Here is a 21,610-nt window from a genome sequence, read left to right as displayed (position 1 = left end):
GCTGATCTGATCCCTGAGCTGTACCTACATGGACTATCGGAGGGTGACTTCGATCTGGCGCTGCGAGGTCTCCTGGGAGCGGACTGGAGGCCGGTAGTGCCTATGGGCGTGGAGGTCGAGATCGAAATCGGCGCTGGAGCCACCGAAGTGGACCAGAACTTTCGTGATCTCAACGTACGACGACTCGCCATTTAGGCCGGGACACTGATATAGGAGTCCATCTCCCGACCAACGCCAGGATGATGGATGTCGATATCTCAGGTGGCGTGTTAAATGTCGAGCTTGTCGTACAGCACAACGTCGCCGCCCACATTGAAATCGGTGCGCCCCTGGGCTCGGTCAGGGTGGACCCGCATCGATATGTGCATACTGGTGGCATCTACCAGTCACCTTGCTATTCCAGGGCCCGGAATCGAGTCAACATCGATATTGAAGCCCTCCCGGCCGATGTCACGGTGAGGTGAGCTTGTCTCCGGCCTAAGTTCGTGAGGAGACGACGACTGTGCCTGGGGCGCGTCCGAAACTGCCGGCTTAGGAACGGGAAGCCAACTGGTATTAAGACATCCCAAAAGCAGCGGGACTGCCAGGACAACGCAACTGGGATCCGGCTGGCAAGCCACATGACAGGCCGATGAGCCGGATGATGGACGTATTACTCATTTGAGTCCGCCTTAAGGTCTATTTGGCACGTTAATGGTGTCGCCGCCAAGATCCAGCCTGGTGTCAAGGGTTGTAGGAATGGTCTCCAGTTCAGGGTTGTTCAAAATAGCCTCGATGCAAAGCTGGCTGTCGCCAACAAAGACTTCGCGGGCCCATAGTTACTGGGGCAGGTTCCCCTCCGATCCCGTGCTGTCGGATCACTTCGGATGCGTGCTCCGTGGATGGCGTCTCCAGACCACAGCCTTGGTTGTCACGTTGATTCCGTAGTTACGAATGTCAGGGCCGAACACAATGCACCTCCTCACCGGGTACACCTGCCTGAGATCTGCCAGATGCCTAAACCTCGCTGGTTTCGTCAGACAGCGGTGAGGAGCTTATATGCGTCATGGTTATCTCATCCGGAGTAACTATGCCGCCCGACAGCACCATGCTCATGGCCTGCCGGACGCTCATGTCGACGTCGTGGACTCCGTTGATCGGCACGACGCCAACCCAGCCGGAGTTGGGTGTCGGAGCCGTGGGCACATAGATGACACCCATCTCTCCATCCTTCGTCATGGTGGTTGCCGTCAGGAAGCCTATCATCCACGTTCCGGCTTTTGGATATTCGATTAGCACAACACGCTTGAAGCCGGTGTCCGATGTCCCCGAGAAGGAGTCGATGAGCTGCCTGGCAGGACTATAAACGGCACCCACGATGGGGATTGACAGGAGCCAACTCTGAATGCCTTCGATCATCCTTCTGCTCAGGCGACTCAGCTCCCACAGTTGCCCGGCGACGTAGACGAGCAGCAACATCGCCACAATGCCTATCCCGGGAAGGTCGCGCCCGATCGTCTCTTCGATTAAGGGGCCAAGGAACCCGTCCATCAGGTTGAACACCAGGCGGAGCACCCAGAAGGTGATGGCCAAGGGCACGACGATGATCAGCCCTTCAGCCATCACTTTTCGAAGATGTACCCAGACGACCGATTTCAGAATACGCATGCGCAACCTCAGGTGGTGTTTGCCGCCAACTCTACCATCCAGGGCCAGTACAGTACTCGACATAAGATGGCTAGCGTAAGCCTTCGTCCGGGACGACAGGCTCATCGTTCGCCCTGACCTTGTCGAAGGGAGCCTGTCGAAGGATCCCCAGGCCCATGGGCTGCCGCTTTCGCGGAAATGGCGAAGTTGCTCGAAGGGTTTCCGAACAGCCACTCCTTGATTCCACGGAATGACCCTGCTACATTGAATCGTAATCGAACGGGTGTTCGAGTAGGTGGCCAGTGGGTCCACACTGTCCAACCGGTTCGGAAAGCACCTTAACAACGTATCGCAAACTGTCGCGGTCTGTCGCACATCGATGGCTACGACAGGTGTCGCACTTTTGTCGCAGACTGTCGCACTTTGTCACAGATCGACGACTGGGACAGTTTCTGGGACACCTGGGACACCTGTCCCGCTCAATCGTGGAATCAGCGTGTTTCAGGAGTTTCATGCAACGTCCGTAACAGCCACACACTCCCTTAAAGGGGTGTGGTGTGTGGCCGTTACACTGCGGGATGGTTGCTGACCCGTGTCTCGGGCAGGGCTCTCGCGGTGCTATACTCAGTCGCTGGCTTGCTTGCTGCCTTGGGAGAAGGATTGAACTTGTTCACGATTCGGAGAATTGTCGCGCTGATCGTCGGCCTCGTCGGTGTCTACGTCTGGGTCTCGTACCGCATGGCGGCCGACCTCACGATGGCCGAGCGCACGGAGCTGGAGGGCACTCCGGCCGACTTCGGTCACGTCTACGAGCCGGTCAGGTTCATGTCGAGACGCGGCGACGTGATGCTGGACGGCTGGTACATGGCGGGGCGCGGTGGGATGCCGGTCATCGTACTGGTACACGGCATCGGCTCGAACCGCACCGGCGGAGACATGACCGACCTCGCGTGCATCCTCAGCGACCGCGGCTTCGGCGTCCTGATGTTCGACCTCCGTGGGCACGGCGAGTCTGGCGACGGGGTGATGTCAGGTGGCTGGCATGAGCGGATGGACGTCCTGGGCGCGATCGACTACCTGTTGGGCAGGGGAGTCCCGTCGGACAGCATCGGGCTGCTTGGCTTCTCGCTTGGAGCCGCGACGTGTGCTCTCGCTGCTGCCGAGGAGCCTCGAGTCAGAGCCGCGGTCCTGGACTGCCCGTTCGCCCGCGCCTCGGAACTGATCCAGAGCGAGGCGGAACTCCGGACCCCACTCCCGGGTTGGGTCGCGCTGCTATTCAAGCCTCTGGCCCTGCTACTGGCGGGCCGTTTGTACGACATCGACGTCAGAGCCGTCGCCCCTGAAGACGCTGTCGCCAAGCTCGACTACCCGGTGCTGGTCATTGTGACCCCCGACGACGACAGGGTCCCGCCGGAGCACGGTGTCCGGGTACACGAGGCTGCAAAAGAAGGCAGCGAGCTCTGGATGGTAGAAGACGTCGAGCACTGCGGTGCCTTCACCGAACACCGCGATGAGTACGTGGAGCGCGTGTGCGACTACTTCGAGTCCAGGCTAACCGTCCAGTAGCGACTTCACTGCATCAAGCGCGTCGTCCATCGGGACCGTGGCGGCGTCGGATGAGTCGCGACGCTTCACCTCTACGACTCCCTGGTTGAGGTTGCGCCTGCTTACCACGACACGCACTGGCAGCCCAATCAGGTCGGCATCGTTGAACTTGACGCCCGGTGACTCAGCACGGTCGTCGTACAGCACTGAGAGTCCGGCAGACTCCAGGGCCTGGTACAGATCATCAGCGGCTGAGATGACGTCAGGAACACCGGTGTTCAGCGCGACGAGCTGTACGTCGTATGGCGAGATGGGAGCCGGGAATACGATGCCGTTGTCATCATGGTTCTGCTCGATGGCGGCTGCCAGCAGTCTCTCCACACCGATGCCGTAGCAGCCCATGATGATGGGATGCCGCTCACCGTCCTGGTCGGGGTAGTACGCCTCGAATGCCTCAGTGAAGTGCGTTCCGAGCTTGAAGACGTGGCCGACCTCGATGCCACGCACCTCGGTCAGCGTGCCGCTACAGAACTTGCACGATAGCCCTTCCTGCGCATTGGCGATGTCGGCCACGATCTCGGCCTGGAAGTCGCGCGGGTAGTTGACGTTCTGAAGGTGGTAGTCGTTGCGGTTCGCACCGGCGGCAAAATTGGAGCCCGTGTCGATCGAGTCGTCCGCGATGGTGCGGATGCTCAGTCCGACCGGGGATGCCGAGCCAGCGACGATGCCCGCCTCTGCAACTTCAGCAGGTGTCGCGATGTGAAGGTCGGGCGGCTTGCCCAGCACGTTCGCGAGCTTGATCTCGTTGACCTCGAGGTCGCCTCGGATGACCACGAACACGAGCTCGAGATCAGCGACGTAGAACACGGCCTTGAGCGTCTTGGCCGCCTCGATACCAAGGAAGTCGACAAGCTCCTCGATGGTGCGGATACCGGGTGTGTGGACCTCTTCAACAGTGCCGGGGTATTCGTCGGGCAACGGAGTCTTGAGGAACTCGGCCTTCTCAGCATTGGCCGAGTAGTCGCAGCCCGAGCAGACGATGATGGTGTCCTCGCCGCCGTCCGCAACCAGGATAAACTCCTGCGAGTCACTTCCCCCCATGGCGCCGGAATCAGCGTCCACGACGATGGTGTCGAGTCCGCACCTGTCGAAGATACGCCTGTAGGCGTTCGCCATTGCGTTGTAGCTGCGGTCGAGGCCCTCAGGGTCGGCGTCGAAGCTGTAGGCGTCCTTCATGTCGAACTCACGCACCCTGATGAGGCCGCCGCGAGGTCGTGGCTCGTCCCGGAATTTCGTCTGTATCTGGTACAGAATGACTGGAAGGTCACGGTAGCTGTTGACGTTGGCCTTGACGATGTTCGTCAGAAGCTCCTCGCAAGTCGGCGCGAGGGCGAGTCCGCGGTCGCGTCTGTCTGTCAGCCGCATCATGTCGGGGCCGTAGGCAGCCATCCTGCCTGATCGCTCCCAGATCTCCAGGGGCTGGAGCTTGGACATATGGAGTTCCTGCCCGCCAGCAGCGTCCATCTCCTCGCGGATGATCTCCTCGATCCTCCTGATGGACCGCCACGCGAGAGGCATGTAGCTGTACACTCCCGCAGCGCTCTGGTAGATCATGCCAGCCTTGAGCATCAGCCTGTGGCTGGCAAGCTCGGCGTCAGCAGGGTCGTCTCTAAGTGTCTTTCCAAAAGCTCTAGATTGTCGCATGTTTCTGCTCGCTAACTGTGTGTTGACGCACCTAGCGTACCATTCAGGCGTGTGCCGTTGAAGGTTGAGCCAGTGCGTGAGTCGGAATCGAGGTTAGGGAATCAGGCGGGCGTCGGTGCAGACGAGGCCAACTCGGCCTCGACGGTGCGCACCTCCTCCATGAGCGCCGAGAGCATATCGGCCTCGGGCACTACCTTGGCCTTCTGGCCCTTGCGGAAGATTATGGCCCGGCCTGCGCCGGCGGCGATGCCGACATCGGCATCCTTGGCCTCACCTGGCCCATTGACCTCGCAGCCCATGACGGCAACCTTGATTGGCGACTTGGTCTTCTTCAGGAGGTCATCGACCTGGTTGGCAAGGCTGACCACGTCAACGTCTGCGCGTCCGCACGACGGGCAGGCAACGAGTACCGCGCCTTCCTTGCGGAGTTCCAGGGACTTGAGAATCTCAAACCCCGTGTAGACCTCCTCGACGGGGTCGTCGCTCAGAGACACGCGGATGGTGTCTCCGATGCCGTCGTAGAGCAGTGCTCCCAGTCCGATCGCACTTCGGATGCTGCCGGACTTAGCGGTGCCGGACTCGGTGATGCCGAGGTGAAGCGGGTAGGGGACCAGCCTCGCCATCTGACGGTACGACTCGACGGTCGTGTCAATATCGAATGCCTTGAGGGAGATCTTGATGAGATCGAAGTCGAGGTCTTCCAGTATGCCTATCTCCCATAGTCCGGTGGCAACCATGTGGTCGACGACCGAGTACTCATCGTCGTCAGTCTGACCCTTGGCGAGCATGTTGACGCCGTCGCGATGCCGTGAGAGCCCGCGGGTCTTGCCTATTCCACCAACAGGGGGAAGGCTTCCGAAGTTGACGCCGATGCGGATCGGCACGCCGCGTAGCTTGGCCTCTCGGACAACTGTCTCGACCTTCTCACGATCACGGATGTTGCCCGGGTTGAGCCTCAGGCAGTCTACTCCGCTCTCAAGCGCCTTGAGTGCCAGTTGGTAGTGAAAGTGGATGTCTGCTACCAGTGGGATGTTGATCTGGCGCTTGATTTCGGCCAGGGCCTCGGCGGCCTCCATGTCGGGCACAGCGGAGCGAATGATCTCGCAGCCAGCTTCCTCGAGCAGCCTGATCTGATTGACGGTTGCTGCAACGTCGCGTGTGTCGGTCTTGGTCATGGACTGGACCGAAATCGGCGCGTCGCCGCCGACCTGCACACTGCCGACCTGCAGGGCCTTCGTTACGCGTCGACTGACCATTTCACAAGAGCTCCTGGTTGCCTATGTGGACCGTCCACCAAGTCAATCACATTACAGCCAATTTAGCGAATCAGGCTTTCGCCGGACAAGATTCGCGAGATATCAAAGAAGCTGATGACCACGATCAGGCCGATGAGGACCGCAAAGCCGATCACGTGAACCAGACCTTCTCGGTGCGGCGAGATTCTCCTGCCTCTGCGGGCCCACTCGATCAGTACGAACATCAGGCGTCCGCCATCAAGGGCGGGAATGGGCAGAATGTTAATCAGTCCCAGGCTGATGCTGATAACGGCGACCAGCTCGAAGAATGGGAAGACACCAACTTCGGCAACTTCGCCCGTGATCTGAGCGATGCCAATGGGACCAGTGAGACCCGGGTCGGGACCGCCAACAGCCCAACGATGGAAACTGTTCTTTGTCAGCAGCAGAACGTCCACGATCCGACCGAACCCGTTCTGGACGGCGTCAAGGACAGGCTGCCGTTCCTTGACGAAGCGAACATTGGATGTACCGACCATCACTCCGACCGCGCCCTGCGTCATTGTGTCTCCAGGCTGGAGACGGGCGTTGTACCGTCGTGCTTCCCTAAGGCTGACCTGAGTTGACGGGTCGGTCACGTTTTCAACAACGACCAGATCAGGCGGGTTCATGCGCGGGACTACACTAACTGTTTCAACCACTGTCGAGTCCGGCGACGAACCAAGGCCAGTGACTATGGAACCTCTTCGGAGCGTAAGCTCGACCTCGTCCCCGAGATTTACCATTACCTGAGAGACCAGTTCGTTGTGGTTCCTGACCCGCTCTCCGTTTAGCGCCATCACCTGGTCGCCGGGTCGAACCCCGGCCTGCTGCGCGGGCGAGCCAGGGGCAACGCCTGTGATCTGGACAGTCCCGACAGGCACATCCTGCGGAAGTGCAAATAGGACCGTGAAGATCACCACCGGAATGACGAAGTTCATGAAGGATCCGGCGCAAAGGACCACCGTGCGCTTCCAGACCGACTGGCGGGCAAAGCTGCGCTCGTCGGTAGGATCCTCCTCGCCCAGGAGCTTTACAAATCCGCCCAGCGGGATGGCATTGATGGTGTAGACCGTCTCGCCGTACTTCACACCGAATAGGCGGGGAGGGAAGCCGAAACCGAACTCCAGGACCTTGATGCCGAAGCGTTTCGCGGCGAGATAGTGCCCCAGTTCATGAACAAAGACGAGTGAAGCCAGAACAGGGATTATCAGCAGCCAGGACGGCAGTCCGAACATCTCAGGCACCCGTCAGACTACGCACGGCCTCGTAACCGTGTCGGCCCGCAGCAAGTATGTCGTCGAGGTCAGGATCGAATTTCGCCTCGTGTGAGGAGAGGGCCGCCCTGATCGCACTCTCGATCTCGAGGAACCCGATCCTGCCGTCCAGGAAAGACTGTACCGCTGCGTCGTTCGCACCGGAGAGAAACGCCGGGGAAGTGCCGCCGCGTTTCGCGAAGTCGATTGCCAGCTTGAAGCAGGGGTAGCGATCAGGATCGTGCTCGAAGAATGTGAGCTCTCCGGTCTTGGCGGCATGGAACCTGGCCACATTTGGATTGGGAAGCCGGTCCGGGTATGCGAGAGCGTATTGAATGGGCAGCCTCATGTCCGGCGGACTGAGCTGAGCCTTGACTGAGCCGTCAGCAAATTCGACCATCGAGTGAATGATGCTCTGAGGGTGAATCACTATCTCGATGTCGTCCCAGGGAACTCCGAACAGCCAGTGAGCCTCGATCACCTCGAGCGCCTTATTCATAAGTGTAGCGGAGTCTACGGTGATCTTCTGTCCCATTCTCCATGTGGGATGTTTCAAGGCCTGCTGTGGGGTTACGGACTCCAGTTCCGAGATAGGGGTATTCCGAAATGCTCCGCCCGAGGCTGTGATGATTAGCTTGGTTGGAGTTGAGTCCTCACCGCGAATGCACTGCCAGATGGCATTTGGTTCGCTGTCGAGTGGAAGGATCCCCACGCCGTTCTCGGAAGCGCTCTTCGTGACGAGTTCCCCAGCCATCACGAGAGTCTCTTTGTTCGCAAGGGCAATCTGTTTGCCGGCGTCTATTGCCTCGAGTGTCGGTCCGATAGCGACGTCGCCAACGGTTGCCGTCACAACAGTGTCGACGTCAGGGTGAACAGCGAGATCTGAAAGAGTGCCATCGTGCCAACCCGTCTGAGGAAGCGCTGACTTCTCCGCTTCCGTGGCGTTCGAGCAGACCAGGTGGGGATTGAACTCGTCAATCTGCTTGGAAAGAAGTCCCAGGTTGCGATTGCACGACAGCCCCAGGATACGAAACCGGTCTGGGAAAGTTCTCACGACGTCGAGGGTCTGCGTACCTATCGAGCCGGTCGAACCGAGAATGGCGAGCGCCTTCTTGGTAGGGGTCATGATCTCCCATGATACACAACGGGCCATCCGGCGACCAAGAAGACCGACACTTCCTCATCAGTTGGCGTAGCAATGACAGGCGCCGGACCTTAGCTCACAGGAGGGCGACTGCTGCCAGTCCAATGACGATCAAGTTGAACGATAACGAGTCCAGCCGATCGAGCATACCGCCATGTCCCGGGAAGATAGCTCCTGAATCGTCGAAGCCCGCCCGGCGCTTGAGCTTGGACACGTAGAGATCCCCCACCTGACCAGTGATTCCCATGATCGCGGCCACAACCATCCATTGGGAACCAAAACCAAAGACTAGCGTCGAGACCGCGCCTGTCACGATCGCGGCGGCCAATCCCCCTATCGCCCCCTCCCAGGTCTTCCCAGGGCTTATGGATGGGGCAAGCTTATGAGAGCCAATCGTCCTGCCTACGGCGTACGCACCTGTGTCCGTGGCAAATGTCACCGCGAGGACGAAGAGTACCAGGTCTCCGCCATCGGAATGCCCGGCGAAGAGTGAAGCATTGAACAGAGCCCCACCGACGAAGACCACTATGCATGCAGTTACCAGAATGGTCGCGAGGAGAGACTGACGGCGCTGGTCAAGCAGGAGCAACGTCAGCGCTGCTCCCAGGGCACCCGCGGGTACGAGCAGGTTGTAGGCTAACGGACCGTCGGCAATGGCGACCCCGTACCCAGAAGCGGCAAGAGCGGCAGTGAGTGCCACAGCGGGGAGGACAAATGCGCGCTGCTCCCAGGAGTCAGCCATCCGGCACAGTTCCCAGGCTGCAATGGCTGCTGCGGCAGAGGCGAGCGCCACCAGGGCGTATCCGCCTACCCATACTATGCCAATCAGGACTGGAAGGCCGACAAGTGCGGTTACGATGCGTGGGAGCAAGGCTCGCCCCTGTCTCAGGTCGCCCGCAGGCTGGGACTAGTCCTCAAGACGTCCGAATTTGCGACTCCGTCGACTGTAGGCGTCCAGGGCCTTTTGCACCTCGACCTCGTCAAAGTCCGGCCACAGTGCGGCCGTGCTGTAGAACTCCGCATAAGCGGCTTGCCACAGCAGGAAGTTGGACAGGCGCATCTCTCCTGCAGTCCTGATGATGAGATCAGGGTCAGGCAGGTCCGACGTGTACAGATAGGACGCGAATGAAGACTCGGTGACGTCAACTGGATCGACGCCATCTGCCATCATCTGTCGGACTGCATCGAGTATCTCGGTCCTTGAACCGTAGTTGAAAGCGACAGAAAGAGTCAGACCGCTGTTCTCACTCGTTAGCTCCATGCTGGATTCGATCGCCCCTCGCAGGTCCTTTGGCAGTCTTTCAAGATTTCCAAGATGACGGATACGCACGCCCTGGCGGTGTAGGTTTTCAGACTCTGGCCCAATTACGTCACGGAAGATCGATATGAGAGAGTCAACTTCGCCGACGGGCCTCTCCCAGTTTTCTGTGGAGAAGGCGAACACAGTGAGGTAGTTGACCCCTGCCTGAGCAAACGCCTCTATTGTTCGTCTTACGTTTTCGGTACCAGCTCGGTGTCCCTCAGAGCGAGACAGCCCACGTGTGACAGCCCAGCGCCCATTTCCATCCATGATGATGGCAACGTGATTGGGTGCCTTGCCGGGAAGAGGAGAAACTTCCGAACCGGAGACCGGGGCGGATGCCGGAAGCGTCAAACTTCCATTACCTCCTGCTCCTTGTCCTGCCTCATCTCGTCCATCTGACCGATGTAGAGGTCGGTCAACTCCTGCAGATCGCTCTGCGCCCTGCGGGACTCGTCCTGAGACAGGTCCTTGTCACGCTCCATCGTGCGGAAGCTTTCAACACCGGACCTGCGAATGTTGCGGACCGCAACGTGCCCATCTTCGACCTTTCGGCCGACCATTCTGACCAAGTCACGTCTGCGGTCCTCGGTCAATTGAGGAATGGAGAGTCGGATGACGGTACCGTCGCTATTAGGCATCAGTCCCAGGTCGGACTTCATGACCGACTTCTCTACCTCTTTCACAGCTGACTTGTCCCATGGCTGAATCATGAGTAATCGCGCCTCTGGGACGGTAATAGAGGCAATCTGATTGAGAGGTGTCGGGACGCCGTAGTAATCTACGAGGAGGTTTTCGACAAGCCTGGGAGACGCTCTGCCTGTCCTGATACTCCCAAGCTCTCTCTCCAGGGCGGATACCGACTTTTCCATTCTAGTAGTGGTATCGTCGAGGATTTCGTCAACGTCTGGCATGTGCTTTGACCTCCGACATTGGAATGGTTAGGTCAAGTATAAACGACCGCCAGCAAGATGTGGGAAATCAGACTGAACTGGCGCGTTCCAGAGAAGAGACGACTGAGCCGAGAGATTCCCCACTGACCAACTTCAGCAGGTTACCTTCCTTGAAGAGATCAAACACTATTATTGGCAGGTCGTTGTCCATACACAGAGAGAGCGCAGTAGTGTCCATCACACGCAGCCTCTTTTCGAGTGCCTGGAGATAGGTCAGGTGCTCAATCTTCTTTGCGCCTGGATTTGTCAGAGGATCGGCCTCATACACGCCGTCCACGTTGTGCTTGGCCATCAATAGCACGTCAGCACCAATCTCAATGGCCCGGAGTGCGGCGCCCGTGTCCGTAGTCACGAAGGGATTGCCAGTGCCCGCGGCGAACAGAACGATGCGGCCCTTTTCGAGGTGCCTGATAGCGCGGCGGCGGATGTACGGCTCGGCGACCTGCGATACGTTAATTGCGCTTTGGGTGCGTGTGACCAGGCCAAATTTGCGTTCGAGAGTGTCCTGCAGGGCCAGCGCGCTGATGATAGTGGCCAGCATGCCGGCATAGTCAGCCGTTGCGCGATCCATGCCGTCGAGTTCGGCCTGAGTACCTCGCCAGATGTTGCCCCCTCCGACGACGACTCCCATCTCTACACCGAGTTCAAGTACGGACCTGATCTCCCCAGCCATGTATTCGACGGCAGACGGGTCTACCCCGAATCCTCTCTCGCCTTGTAGAGACTCCCCGCTGAGTTTCAGCAGGATTCGGCTATAACGTGGGGCGATGGGACAACCTCGAGCTATTCACCGAGCGAGAAACGCGTGAACCTTCTGACACGCACGTTCTCACCCAACTTGCCTACAGTCTCGTTGACCAGCTCCTGGACAGTCTTTCCAGGGTCCCTGATGAACGGCTGTTGGAGCAAGCAGTCCTGAGCGGGGTCCACAGTCTCGTCTTCGGGGACTGCCGACTCGTCAACATATGCGGGAGACATGGCCGCAACCTGCATCGCAAGGTTGTGAGCGAGCTCCTTGAAATCCTCGGTTCGGGCCACGAAGTCGGTCTCGCAGTTCACTTCCACGATGGCGCCTATCCTGCCGCCGCTGTGGATGTAGGATTCGACAAGGCCCTGGTTGGTGGCGCGGTTTGCCTTCTTGGCAGCGGATGCTATGCCCTGTTGCCTTAGAAGCTCCTCCGCCTTCTTGATGTCGCCGCTGGCTTCTTCCAGCGCTCGCTTGCTGTCCATCACCCCTGCACCTGTAATCTGGCGCAGGGCTTTTATTTCGTCAACTGTAACTGCCATATCTTCCTTGTTGTTCCTAAGAAGGATTGTTGTGGGCCCGGGCTAGTGCCTCCAGGGCCGCCAGTGTAGGAGCGGGCTCAACTACCGGTTCCGGAATTTCTTCCGGCGCTTCTGCCACTTCCACTTCTGGAGTTGCTGCTTCGGTGCCGTCGGCGACAGGATCCAGGTTTGTTACTTCCTCAGTCTCCAACGACAGCCTGCGATGATGGCCCTCGATGACTGCTTCCGCCATCTTTGCCGAAACCAGGCGGATGGACCTTATGGCGTCATCATTTCCTGGGATTGGGTAATCGATCTGGTCGGGATCGCAGTCGGAGTCGACCAGTGCTACGATCGGCACGCCAACCTTGCGAGCCTCAGCGACCGCGATATGCTCCTTGCCAATGTCCACGACAAACAGGACACCTGGCATATCTGTCATTTCCTTGATGCCAGATAGGTGGCGGTTGAGACGCCTGATTGTGTCTTCGAGCTTCAAGGACTCCCGCTTCGTGAGCCTGGTGAACTCGCCCTTGGCCTTCTCTTGCTCAAGGTGGACAAGGTAGTCGATCCTGGACTGGATAGTCTTGAAATTAGTGAGGGTGCCGCCAAGCCAGCGGGTAGTGATGTGGAACGCGCCACACCTGTTCGCCTCGTGAATGATCGAGTCCTGGGCCTGTTTCTTGGTGCCCACCATGAGCACCTTGTTACCCTGCGCGACCATTTCGGTCATAAACTCCATGGCGGTATCCAGCATTCTCAGAGTCTTCTGAAGATCTATGATGTGGATCCCGTTCCGGTGGGAGAAGATGTACTGCTTCATCTTGGGATTCCACCGACGCTTCTGATGGCCGAAGTGGACTCCCGCTTCAAGCAGCATTTTCATGGACACCGGCCCTTGCGGCGAAAGGAAATTCGCCATGGGCTGGGTAGGCCTTGTAACAAGGGCTTCAGGTGAGGTCTGAACCATAAACTCCCGCCTTCACTTCCAATAGCTGTTCATTGAATGCACACGTAGTCGTCGGCGCCCCAAAAGCGCCCACGAAAGTATAGCATAGGGCCATATCTGCCTCAAATACGAGGGATCACCAGACAAGTACCTGCCAGGGGTATTCGCTCACCAACGGATCCGATGGTGGAGAAGAGTGTCTCAAACAGCCTGTTTCTGGTCACTCCCTGCTTCGCTCCGCCCACTCCAGAGCGTGGTGAATTCCTTCTTCCAGGCTTAACTCGGGACGCCAGCCCAGGAGACGTTCAGCCTTCCCGATGCTTGCGTATGCTCCCGCAACGTCGCCAGGTCTCGGAGGCGCATCGATAGTATGGACACTTCGTCCAAGGACACGCTCAAATGCGTGTACGAACTCGCGCACCGTGACTCCTGTACCGGTACCAAGGTTGATGATCTCACTGCCGCCCTCGTCAGGAAAGATTTTATCGATCTTCTCGACGGCAGCCACGTGTGCCCGTGCAAGGTCCCACACGTGAACGTAGTCCCTTACTCCAGTCCCGTCTCGGGTCGGCCACTCGGTGCCAGTGACGTAGAACGCGGGTCGATGGCCCGACGCCACTTCCACAAGGACGCTCATGATTTGGGATGCGACCTGCTGTCGTTGCCCTGACCTCATCCTGGGGTCTGCACCGATGGGGTTGAAGTACCTGAGCGACAGAGCCTTAAGCCCTGATGCCTCCGCCAGGTCTTCCAGCACCATTTCCATTATCAACTTTGTCCTCGCGTATGGACTCAGGGGGCGAGTGGGAGACGTTTCCGTCACCTCCGGTCCAGGGGCAGTATCGTAGACGGATGCCGAGGAACTGAAGACGACTTTGCTGCAGCCATGGTGCATGAGACTTCTAATGAGATCGATAGTGCCTGAGACATTGTTGGAGTAGTAGTCCAGTGGGCGATCTACTGAGTCGGGGACAATAGCGAGGGCGGCGCAGTGGATACAGCAGGTGATGTGAGGATGATCTGCAAAGATCTCAGCGATCACTCTGGGGTCTGAAACGTCGCCACGGTAGAAGGGCCGGTTTCCAATCATTCCGGTGTCTCCGCTGACGAGAGAGTCCAGGATGATTGGGTTGTGTCCCGCATCTTCCAGGGCGGAACAGATGGTGCTGCCTATGTATCCGGCCCCCCCAGTTACCAGTACGGTCTCAGGCATTCCGTGTCACGCCTCCATGGACTTTAGTCTTCGGATTTCTGTTGGGATAATCGTAGGAGATGGCACGCGGTGCGCTCAATGTTCAGCGCGTCGTCAGTTCACAAATATGAGAGGGGCGTGTTAATCTTCAACACATTGCGAGCAATGGCTGAAAGTGAAAATCGAGCTGGCTCGACAGCTTTAACGTGCGAGTAGTCGCCGTTTGATACGGTAACTTCGACCAAGGGAGTGTATTGTGATCTACGAATTCAGGACCTATGACCTCAAGCCTCGAACAGTGCCGGAGTTTGAGAAGCGGGCGGCAGCCAAGATCAAGGAAGGCCGCCGGAATTACTCGGAGCTGTTCGGATTCTGGTATACCGAGGCGGGACCGCTAAACCAGGTCGTTCACGTCTGGCCGTACGAAGACTTAAACCAGCGACTGGAAATTCGCGCCAAGGCCGTAGAAGACGGTGTGTGGCCTCCGAATACTTCCGAGTTCGTCAATAACATGCAGTCCGAGGTTTTCCTGCCGGCTCCGTTCAACAAGGATCATGGAGAGGCGAAGCTTGGACCCGTGTACGAGATGCGTATCTACACATACGCCCCTGGCGACATTCCGAATGTGATCGAAAAGTGGGGCGAGCACATCGAAGAACGTGAGAAGTTCTCCCCGCTGGTTGGGGCATGGTACTCGGAACTGGGCGGGCTCAATACCTGGATCCACATGTGGGCCTATGAGAGCTACGACCATCGAGCGCAAGTCAGGACGGAAACTCGGGAAAAGGGCGTCTGGCCTCCCCCTGGCGGCATCGCACCGCTGGTGCAGGAGAACAAGCTGATGCTGCCGATGAGCTTCTCGCCACTGCAGTAGAGGCGTCGTTCTATCAGGCTCCGTCGGGCCACGGATCGAGGGTTACTTCGACGGTGCGTTCCTCGCCCTCGCGGACGAGAGTTAGCGTGACGGCGTCGCCCGGGATCTTGGTGTTCAGGTAGCCGACCATATCGTCGACAGAGCCTACCTGTACGTCGTCAACGGCCGTAATGACGTCGCCTGTATCGCTGGAACCGAAGCGTGTGAAGGCCTTCACTCCTGCTTCACGCGCAGGACTGTCTGAGAAAACGCCAGTAACATAGATGCCCCTTGGCAGACCTTCGGTTTCGCGCATCTGCCTGGGAACTGGAGCGCCCTGGATTCCGATCCAGGGCCTCCTGAGGTCCACGGCAGCAATCAGCTGGGGCAGCAAACTGCGGGCGGTGTTGCTTGGCACGGCAAACCCGACCCTGAAGTCCTCCACCCTGCGGCTGCCACCCTCGATCCTGATGGACGTGTTAATTCCTATCACCTCTCCATCGGCGTTTAGGAGAGGACCACCGGAATTGCCGGGGTTCAAGGGTACGTCTGTCTGGATCATGTCCGGGATCGGCCGGTGAAGAATGCTGCTGTGCCCTCGATCGATGCCACTTACAACGCCGACTCCCACAGAGTTGAATTCCCTGAATGGGCTGCCAATCGCGATGGCCAACTGGCCTGGAGCCACCTTGGACGAGTCGCCGAGTGACAGGGGGGAAATGTCCTCGATGTATGAGGGACTGACCTTCAGGACGGCCAGGTCATCTGCCTGGCTGACACCCAGCCGATCTGCGGGCACCTCTGTGCCGTTGGAGAGTCTGACAACATACTCGTCGCCGCCAGCCACGACGTGGTAGTTCGTTACGATGTGGCCCTCGTCATCCACAAGGAATCCTGAACCCCAGAACGGAATGTCGAGCTGGAGATTGCCAATCCTGCGCACCGCCTCGATCTCTACTACAGCCGGGCTGGCACTTTCGAAAATGCGTGAGACCTGCGCTTCACTGAAGAGGCTGGGAACATCGTCCGAAGTCCAGCCGAACTGAATGGCCGCGAACATGCCAAGGGCAAACCCTACGGCAACCGCTCCAAGCACCACTGCGATTGCTCGCCTTGTGGCTGACCTCTTGGGTGAAGGTTCGGGGTCCGGTGGCAGTTGCTGCCGTTCGAAGTAGGTCGACACTCTACTAAATGCCTCGCTAGTTGAGGAGAATTGTCGGCTGCTACATCCAGTATACCTGTGTTCTATAAACGCGTGGCCGAATTGACCGCCAATTCCGGCGTCGCTATCATGTAGTCAGAGTCGCTTAGTTCTCAATAAGGAGTCTGCGATGCCTTTCAGGATAGGCCCGATGGAGTTGATAATCGTACTGTTCATAGTATTGATTATCTTCGGCGTCGGTAGGCTGACAGATATCGGCGGTGCGCTGGGTAGGTCAATCAAGGAATTTCGGAAGGCAACCGCTGAGGACGAGCCAGGCGCCGTTGCTACAACCGATTCCAGAGACAGCAACGGGCAGAAGCCGTCCTAGATCGGCAGACCCAACAACCCAGGTTCATTAAACAGGGCCGTCCCAACTAGGGGCGGCCCTGATGCTATCTGTGGGGTTACTCGGGATTCAGTGCCGCTGACCTTCTTCTCCCGCGTACCGCCAGCTTGGCGAGCCAGACGCTGGCCTCGTAGAGCACGATGATCGGAATGGCTACGAAGGCCTGGTTTATGGGGTCGAAGGTCGGGGTGATGACAGCTCCCAGGATAAAGGCAGCCACAATGGCATATCGCCTGTTGCGTGCGAGCATCTCAGGCGTCACAAGGCCGATCTTGGCCAGGAAGAATGTGACAACGGGAATCTCGAAAATCAGGCCCATCCAGAACAGCAGGGTCAGCATTAGGTTGATGTAGCTGCGGATGCTGATGAGGGGAGTGGCAACATCAGAGCCGAAGTTAAGCAGGAAGTTGACCATCGGCGGAAATAGCACCCTGTAGCCGAAGGCTGCACCAACTACAAATGCCAGTAGACTCGCGGGCATCAACACGTAAAGGTACTTACGCTCTTTAGGCTTAAGACCCGGGGCGACGAACATGACGATCTGGTAGAGCACGAACGGTAGGGATACGAAGAGCCCGACCAGCAGAGACGTTTTGGCAGCAACCGAGATGATCTCAGTGAGTTCGGTAAAGATGGGCTTGCCGTTGGGTGTGTCAACGAACTGTTGCGCGGGCTCCATCAGGAGGATCAGGACCTGTTCGTGGAACACGAAGGCGACGGCGGTCGTAACCAGAACAGATATGGCGGCATAGGTAAGCCGTTTCCTAAGCTCGACCAGGTGGCTTCTGAGGGGAACTGCACCTTCTTCGTTCATTGTGAGGGAGCGTCCGGACGAGAGTCTGCGGCATCCGGCCTTGCGGGTGGTGGGCCACTTCTGGAGAAGGGGACAGGACCATCATCGTCTTCGGGTGCCTGAGGTTCCTCCTCAAGTTTCGACTTGGGTCCAGGGCTGTCATTGATTAGGCTGGTTGACCGGCCACGTTCGACGACCTTGATGTCGTCATCCTCGACCACCACTCGGGGGATGGTTGAAGCGATATTGCGACCCTCCCTGATCGCCTTGCCAAGGAGTCGTGCCGCATCTGACATACGCTCAGGTCCCAGGAAGATGAAGGCGACTAGGGCGATAAGGAGGATCTCAAGAGGTCCCATTCCCAAGATGTTCACGGCAGACCCTCCGCTACGCCGGGCAGCTTGCAGTCGTTGCACCTGTCATAGTAGGGGATGCTCCTCAAGTCCCGCAATTCGACCGCCGGGTCGTGGCGCCGCATAAGAGTAAGCACTGAACAGAGTGGAAGTCCCACTATGTTTAGATAGCACCCTTCCGTCATAACCACCGGTCGAAACACGTCATCCTGGACAGCATACCCACCAGCCTTGTCGTATGGTTCCGGGCTGGAGATATACTCCTCGACTTCAGCGGCAGAAAAGGGTCGCGTCTTCACTGAGGAAGTCTCCGAGCTGGTGAACACTTCGCCGGTGCGGGCTTTTTGAACAGCTACTCCCGTAATGACCTGGTGCCAGGCATCGCTGAGTCTGTTGAGCATCGAGCGGGCTTCCTCCTTGGACGAGGGCTTTCCAAGTATCTCCCCCTCGAGCACGACGACAGTATCCGCACTAACAAGCAGGCCATCTTCTCCTGGCCCTGGCGGGCCTCCGAGCTTGGCGACTGCCGATCTCACTACGTAATCTTCTGCAGCCTCCGCCTCGGAGGGTCTGGGTTCTTCGCCTCTTGAGTCTTCAATGGCGGCATCAGAAAAGCTGTTGCTGACGATCTCCCGCCTCCTGGCAGAGGACGACAGTAGTGTGACTTTGGGTGCGTCTGGCAACTCTAGGAACCGCCGGAACTACGTCGCACGCGTGAGTGTGGTGACGGACTCTACGTGATATGTCTGCGGGAACATGTCCACAGGCTGTACTTCGGACACAAGGTAGCAGCCACGCGACAGGATATCCAAATCGCGCGCCAATGAAGGCGGATCACACGAAACGTAGGCAATGCGGTCTGGACCCAACTTGAGGAGCGACTCGAGGGCCTCCGGATGGCAGCCGACGCGCGGGGGATCCAAAATTACTGCGTCAGGCACTTTCTCAAGGCCACTGATGTCGACAAGATCAGCCAGGGCTTCCTCGGTCTTCAATTGAACGAACTCAACGTTTTCCGTTTCAGCTGCATTTGACTTACCATCCGCCACCGCTGAGGCCGATTCCTCGATGGCAATGGCCCTGCCCACATACGGGGCGAGCAGTATCGCAAATACTCCCACTCCAGCATAGGCGTCGATCAGCACCTGATCGGATCGGAGATCGAGCTGACTACGGACTATGTTGATCAGGTTCTGGGCCTGCTCCGTATTGACCTGGAAGAAAGAGGGTGAAGCGATGCGAAGATCTGTACCACCCATGCGCTCCGTGTAATGTGTCTGACCGGAAGGGATCCTTATATCGGGATTCTGGAAAGTCGGCTGGACCAGAAAGTCTCCGGTGTTAACGCCGACACGGACGGACATGTTGGTGGTCTCTGCAGCGCGGTCCTGGAACTCGGTGACCTTCTCGTTGATTGTCGGCGCCATCAACATGCAGTGGTCTATTCTCACGAAGTGGCGAGTGATCCTGTTGGAGAAGCCGAGTTGGCCTCCGCGTCGAATCGTGAAACGTGCGTGATTTCGGTAGTAGAACTCTGAAGGCGCGGGCAGTGTTTCGGCAACATGGACACTTTGCAACGACTCGTGCTTGGCGAATTCGTTAACGATTCTATTGCGCTTGAGCTCAAGCTGGGCAGGGTAGGAAACGTGTTGCCACTGACAGCCGGAACAGCGGCCGTTGTAGCCGCACTTTGGTGTTACGCGGTTGGACGACGGCTTCAGGACCGTATCGACAATCCCCGAGACTCTTTGTTTACGGCGCCGACGGTAGCGATAGATCCTGGCGATGACGCGTTCGCCGGGCATTCCTCCAGCGACGTTGATGAACTCGCCCTCGAAATACGCCGTTGTGTCGCCCAACTCGTCGACTTCGCCAAGGACTAATTCGACGAACTCGGGTTCGGGTTCCAGACGCGTCTTTCGTGAGCGCGTGGTCTGTTTGCTGGGTTCTTTCGTTAACATAGTCATGCCGGCGGTAATGCCAATGGCATTCAATATAACATAGGGGTTGTGGCTGTCCGGTAAACGCGGAGGGAAATATGGAAGAACGAAGTTTCTCGTTCGAGGAATCGCAGGACTTCAACGATCCTTTTGGGATGTCCAAGTATTCGATCAGGCGCTACTCAGTGCAGCACATCCTGCTGGTGCTGACAGTTCTTGGCTTACTCGCCGCCATCAATGTGCAGGCTGTTCTCATTGGTGAATTAGGCCTGATCATCACGGCTGCGATGTGTTTAATCTCAGCCCTTGCCATGGCCGCCCTGGTTGTGCTGGTTGGTCTAAGGACCGTTGCAGTAGAGGTCTGGATCCGGCGGCTGGGAATGGGCGACTTCGAGTACCGTGTGAAACCATGGGGACGGGACGAGGTATCCAAGGCCTGCCTCGCCTTAGAGACCCTGCGATTGAACTCTATTAGAGCAATGCAACTCGACAGGGTGCAGCAACTCTCGGACGAACTCAGCCAGAAGAATGAAGATCTGGAGGAGGCATTAGAAGAGCTTCATCGCAGTCAAGACCAGATCATCAGCCAGCAGAAGTTGGCCGAACTCGGGGAGCTATCCTCTGGGGTGGCCCACGAGATACGCAACCCTCTTCAGTTCATTCGCAACTTTGCCGTCTTGTCCAAGGACATTGGGTTGGAACTTAGCGAAATGATAGAGGGTTCGAGTGTGACTGACAGGGAAGAGGCTGAGGAGCTGATCAAGGACCTCGTCGACAACATGGATAGGGTGGTCCACCATAGTGACCGAGCAAATGGAATCGTTTCCGCCATGCTTATGCTTGACAGGGGTACCGGAGGCGGATTCAGGCCGCTGGACCTGAACTCGCTGGTGGTCGAGCAGACTAATTTGGCACACCGCTCGGTGCAAGCTCAGGACCCAGGTTTCAGTGCGGAGGTCTATCTTGAACTCGACGATTCTATGGAAGAGGTTGTTGCCGTACCCGAGGACATTGCAAGGGTAGTTGCGAACATAGTGACCAACGCGTGCCAGGCCATGGCTGACAAGGCCAACAATCATGGTAAAGACTATATACCTGAGTTGAGCGTCGGTACATTGATAACTGAAGAAGCCGTGGTCATGACTGTAAGGGACAATGGAGTTGGAATGACTCCAGAGACCATGGAGCGGATGTTCAATCCATTCTTTACAACGAAGGAAGGCGGGAGAAACACCGGACTGGGGTTGAGTCTGGCCTTTGACGTAATCAGAGAACACGGAGGTAACATCGAAGCGGAGTCCGAGCTCGGACTATACACCGAAATGAAGGTCGTCCTCCCCAAACAGTCCGAGAAGCGGGAGGAAAGCGGAACTACTCTCGAATGACCTCTCTCAGGCCCGCTCAACAATAACCGGTGCGCCGGATGGAACGGACTTCAGGGATTCCAGGTCACCACTCATGCTTCCGATGATATTGACTGCGCTGGCAGGACGAATCTCGTCGCCCCTGCTCATTGGTGTCGGTCCGAAGAACATGCAGAAAGCACTGCCAGGAGGCCAGTAACCTAGATCCCCAAGTTCGACCACTTCGTGATCAGGTTCTTCAGTTCCCTCGACGGGGATGCCAAAGTAGATCTCGTCTCCCCACGTGCTCGCCGATGCCTCGATTGGCAACGCATCCCATACCCGGGTAGCAATGGCAGAGTCGTTCAGAGCAGCTCCAATGCTCGCAGAGCCCGCTGTGATTGTGATTTCACGTGTACTCAAATGCCAGCCCTCCATGCGGATACAAATGAAGCCTCAGGAACAGGTCCGAGTAGCGTAGCACATGGCAGTGGTCAGCACTGAACCAGCCCGGGCAGCCCAAGCCGGATGCCGCCCTACGGGAAGTAATGGTGGACTGCATCAGCTAC

At 57.8% G+C, this 21,610-nt stretch carries 23 protein-coding genes; 5 read left to right on the top strand and 18 right to left on the bottom strand.

Features of this window, described 5'->3' with window-relative positions; translation table 11 throughout:
- Window positions 1–195 (top strand): IS256 family transposase (locus tag J4G14_02060; GenBank protein ID MCE2456588.1); only part of this gene is annotated, 195 nt, incomplete at its 5' end.
- 801 nt (window positions 196–996) lie between these two features.
- On the opposite strand, the gene J4G14_02055 is transcribed toward J4G14_02060, so the two are convergent.
- Complete coding sequence (locus J4G14_02055; protein MCE2456587.1) at window positions 997–1,647, bottom strand: DUF502 domain-containing protein; 651 nt, start codon at window positions 1,645–1,647, stop codon at window positions 997–999.
- 645 nt (window positions 1,648–2,292) lie between these two features.
- On the opposite strand from J4G14_02055, the gene J4G14_02050 reads away from it, so the two are divergent.
- On the top strand, window positions 2,293–3,192 hold the full coding sequence (locus tag J4G14_02050; protein MCE2456586.1) for an alpha/beta fold hydrolase: 900 nt from the start codon (window positions 2,293–2,295) through the stop codon (window positions 3,190–3,192).
- Here the strand turns inward: J4G14_02050 and J4G14_02045 are convergent.
- The 11 genes from J4G14_02045 to galE all read right to left on the bottom strand — a co-directional run bounded on the left by J4G14_02045 (window position 3,178) and on the right by galE (window position 14,230).
- A complete protein-coding gene (locus J4G14_02045; GenBank protein MCE2456585.1) occupies window positions 3,178–4,875 on the bottom strand; it encodes a proline--tRNA ligase in 1,698 nt (565 codons plus the stop codon). The genes J4G14_02050 and J4G14_02045 overlap by 15 nt on opposite strands.
- 101 nt (window positions 4,876–4,976) lie before the next feature.
- Window positions 4,977–6,131, bottom strand: coding sequence for a flavodoxin-dependent (E)-4-hydroxy-3-methylbut-2-enyl-diphosphate synthase (ispG, locus tag J4G14_02040; protein ID MCE2456584.1), 1,155 nt, complete (start codon window positions 6,129–6,131; stop codon window positions 4,977–4,979).
- A gap of 62 nt (window positions 6,132–6,193) precedes the next feature.
- Complete coding sequence (locus tag J4G14_02035; protein MCE2456583.1) at window positions 6,194–7,396, bottom strand: site-2 protease family protein; 1,203 nt, start codon at window positions 7,394–7,396, stop codon at window positions 6,194–6,196.
- On the bottom strand, window positions 7,389–8,531 hold the full coding sequence (dxr, locus tag J4G14_02030) for a 1-deoxy-D-xylulose-5-phosphate reductoisomerase (GenBank protein MCE2456582.1): 1,143 nt from the start codon (window positions 8,529–8,531) through the stop codon (window positions 7,389–7,391). The genes J4G14_02035 and dxr overlap by 8 nt, the downstream gene beginning before the upstream one ends.
- Before the next feature lie 94 nt (window positions 8,532–8,625).
- Window positions 8,626–9,420, bottom strand: a complete 795-nt coding sequence (locus J4G14_02025; GenBank protein ID MCE2456581.1) for a phosphatidate cytidylyltransferase — start codon at window positions 9,418–9,420, stop codon at window positions 8,626–8,628.
- A 36-nt stretch (window positions 9,421–9,456) separates the two neighbouring features.
- Window positions 9,457–10,119: a di-trans,poly-cis-decaprenylcistransferase gene (uppS, locus tag J4G14_02020; GenBank protein MCE2456580.1), complete on the bottom strand. Its 663-nt coding sequence runs from the start codon at window positions 10,117–10,119 to the stop codon at window positions 9,457–9,459.
- 80 nt (window positions 10,120–10,199) lie between these two features.
- Window positions 10,200–10,763 carry a ribosome recycling factor gene (frr, locus tag J4G14_02015; GenBank protein MCE2456579.1) on the bottom strand — a complete coding sequence of 188 codons (564 nt, stop codon included), beginning with the start codon at window positions 10,761–10,763 and terminating at the stop codon, window positions 10,200–10,202.
- Window positions 10,764–10,830: 67 nt separating this feature from the next.
- Window positions 10,831–11,571 carry a UMP kinase gene (locus J4G14_02010; protein MCE2456578.1) on the bottom strand — a complete coding sequence of 247 codons (741 nt, stop codon included), beginning with the start codon at window positions 11,569–11,571 and terminating at the stop codon, window positions 10,831–10,833.
- A 14-nt stretch (window positions 11,572–11,585) separates the two neighbouring features.
- Window positions 11,586–12,089, bottom strand: a complete 504-nt coding sequence (gene tsf / locus J4G14_02005) for a translation elongation factor Ts (protein ID MCE2456577.1) — start codon at window positions 12,087–12,089, stop codon at window positions 11,586–11,588.
- 16 nt (window positions 12,090–12,105) lie between these two features.
- A complete protein-coding gene (rpsB, locus tag J4G14_02000; protein MCE2456576.1) occupies window positions 12,106–12,990 on the bottom strand; it encodes a 30S ribosomal protein S2 in 885 nt (294 codons plus the stop codon).
- Between the two features lie 247 nt (window positions 12,991–13,237).
- Window positions 13,238–14,230 (bottom strand): UDP-glucose 4-epimerase GalE, encoded by a 993-nt coding sequence (gene galE / locus J4G14_01995; protein MCE2456575.1) that lies wholly within the window; start codon window positions 14,228–14,230, stop codon window positions 13,238–13,240.
- 235 nt (window positions 14,231–14,465) lie between these two features.
- Between galE and J4G14_01990 the strand changes: the two genes are divergently transcribed.
- On the top strand, window positions 14,466–15,083 hold the full coding sequence (locus J4G14_01990) for an NIPSNAP family protein (GenBank protein MCE2456574.1): 618 nt from the start codon (window positions 14,466–14,468) through the stop codon (window positions 15,081–15,083).
- A 13-nt stretch (window positions 15,084–15,096) separates the two neighbouring features.
- Here J4G14_01990 and J4G14_01985 read toward each other — a convergent pair whose 3' ends face one another.
- Window positions 15,097–16,245, bottom strand: coding sequence for a trypsin-like peptidase domain-containing protein (locus J4G14_01985; GenBank protein ID MCE2456573.1), 1,149 nt, complete (start codon window positions 16,243–16,245; stop codon window positions 15,097–15,099).
- Window positions 16,246–16,393: 148 nt separating this feature from the next.
- On the opposite strand from J4G14_01985, the gene tatA reads away from it, so the two are divergent.
- Entirely contained in the window at window positions 16,394–16,594 is a 201-nt protein-coding gene (gene tatA / locus J4G14_01980; GenBank protein ID MCE2456572.1) for a twin-arginine translocase TatA/TatE family subunit, read from the top strand.
- A 76-nt stretch (window positions 16,595–16,670) separates the two neighbouring features.
- On the opposite strand, the gene tatC is transcribed toward tatA, so the two are convergent.
- The 4 genes from tatC to J4G14_01960 are packed head-to-tail and all read right to left on the bottom strand — an operon-like array spanning window position 16,671 to window position 19,719.
- Window positions 16,671–17,426, bottom strand: coding sequence for a twin-arginine translocase subunit TatC (tatC, locus tag J4G14_01975; GenBank protein ID MCE2456571.1), 756 nt, complete (start codon window positions 17,424–17,426; stop codon window positions 16,671–16,673).
- Window positions 17,423–17,779, bottom strand: coding sequence for a twin-arginine translocase TatA/TatE family subunit (locus tag J4G14_01970; protein ID MCE2456570.1), 357 nt, complete (start codon window positions 17,777–17,779; stop codon window positions 17,423–17,425). Before J4G14_01970 ends, tatC begins: the two co-directional genes overlap by 4 nt.
- A complete protein-coding gene (locus J4G14_01965; protein ID MCE2456569.1) occupies window positions 17,776–18,441 on the bottom strand; it encodes a Maf-like protein in 666 nt (221 codons plus the stop codon). The genes J4G14_01970 and J4G14_01965 overlap by 4 nt, the downstream gene beginning before the upstream one ends.
- 18 nt (window positions 18,442–18,459) lie before the next feature.
- Window positions 18,460–19,719, bottom strand: coding sequence for a class I SAM-dependent RNA methyltransferase (locus J4G14_01960; protein ID MCE2456568.1), 1,260 nt, complete (start codon window positions 19,717–19,719; stop codon window positions 18,460–18,462).
- A 77-nt stretch (window positions 19,720–19,796) separates the two neighbouring features.
- Between J4G14_01960 and J4G14_01955 the strand changes: the two genes are divergently transcribed.
- Window positions 19,797–21,083: a hypothetical protein gene (locus J4G14_01955; GenBank protein MCE2456567.1), complete on the top strand. Its 1,287-nt coding sequence runs from the start codon at window positions 19,797–19,799 to the stop codon at window positions 21,081–21,083.
- Window positions 21,084–21,089: 6 nt separating this feature from the next.
- Here the strand turns inward: J4G14_01955 and J4G14_01950 are convergent, their stop codons facing one another.
- Window positions 21,090–21,479 (bottom strand): hypothetical protein, encoded by a 390-nt coding sequence (locus J4G14_01950; GenBank protein MCE2456566.1) that lies wholly within the window; start codon window positions 21,477–21,479, stop codon window positions 21,090–21,092.
- Window positions 21,480–21,610: the final 131 nt, after the last annotated feature.

Source organism: Dehalococcoidia bacterium (assembly GCA_021295915.1).
In the GTDB taxonomy this organism is placed as follows: Bacteria; Chloroflexota; Dehalococcoidia; order Lucifugimonadales; family UBA1123; genus VXRN01.
This window is presented reverse-complemented; position numbering and strand designations above follow the sequence as displayed.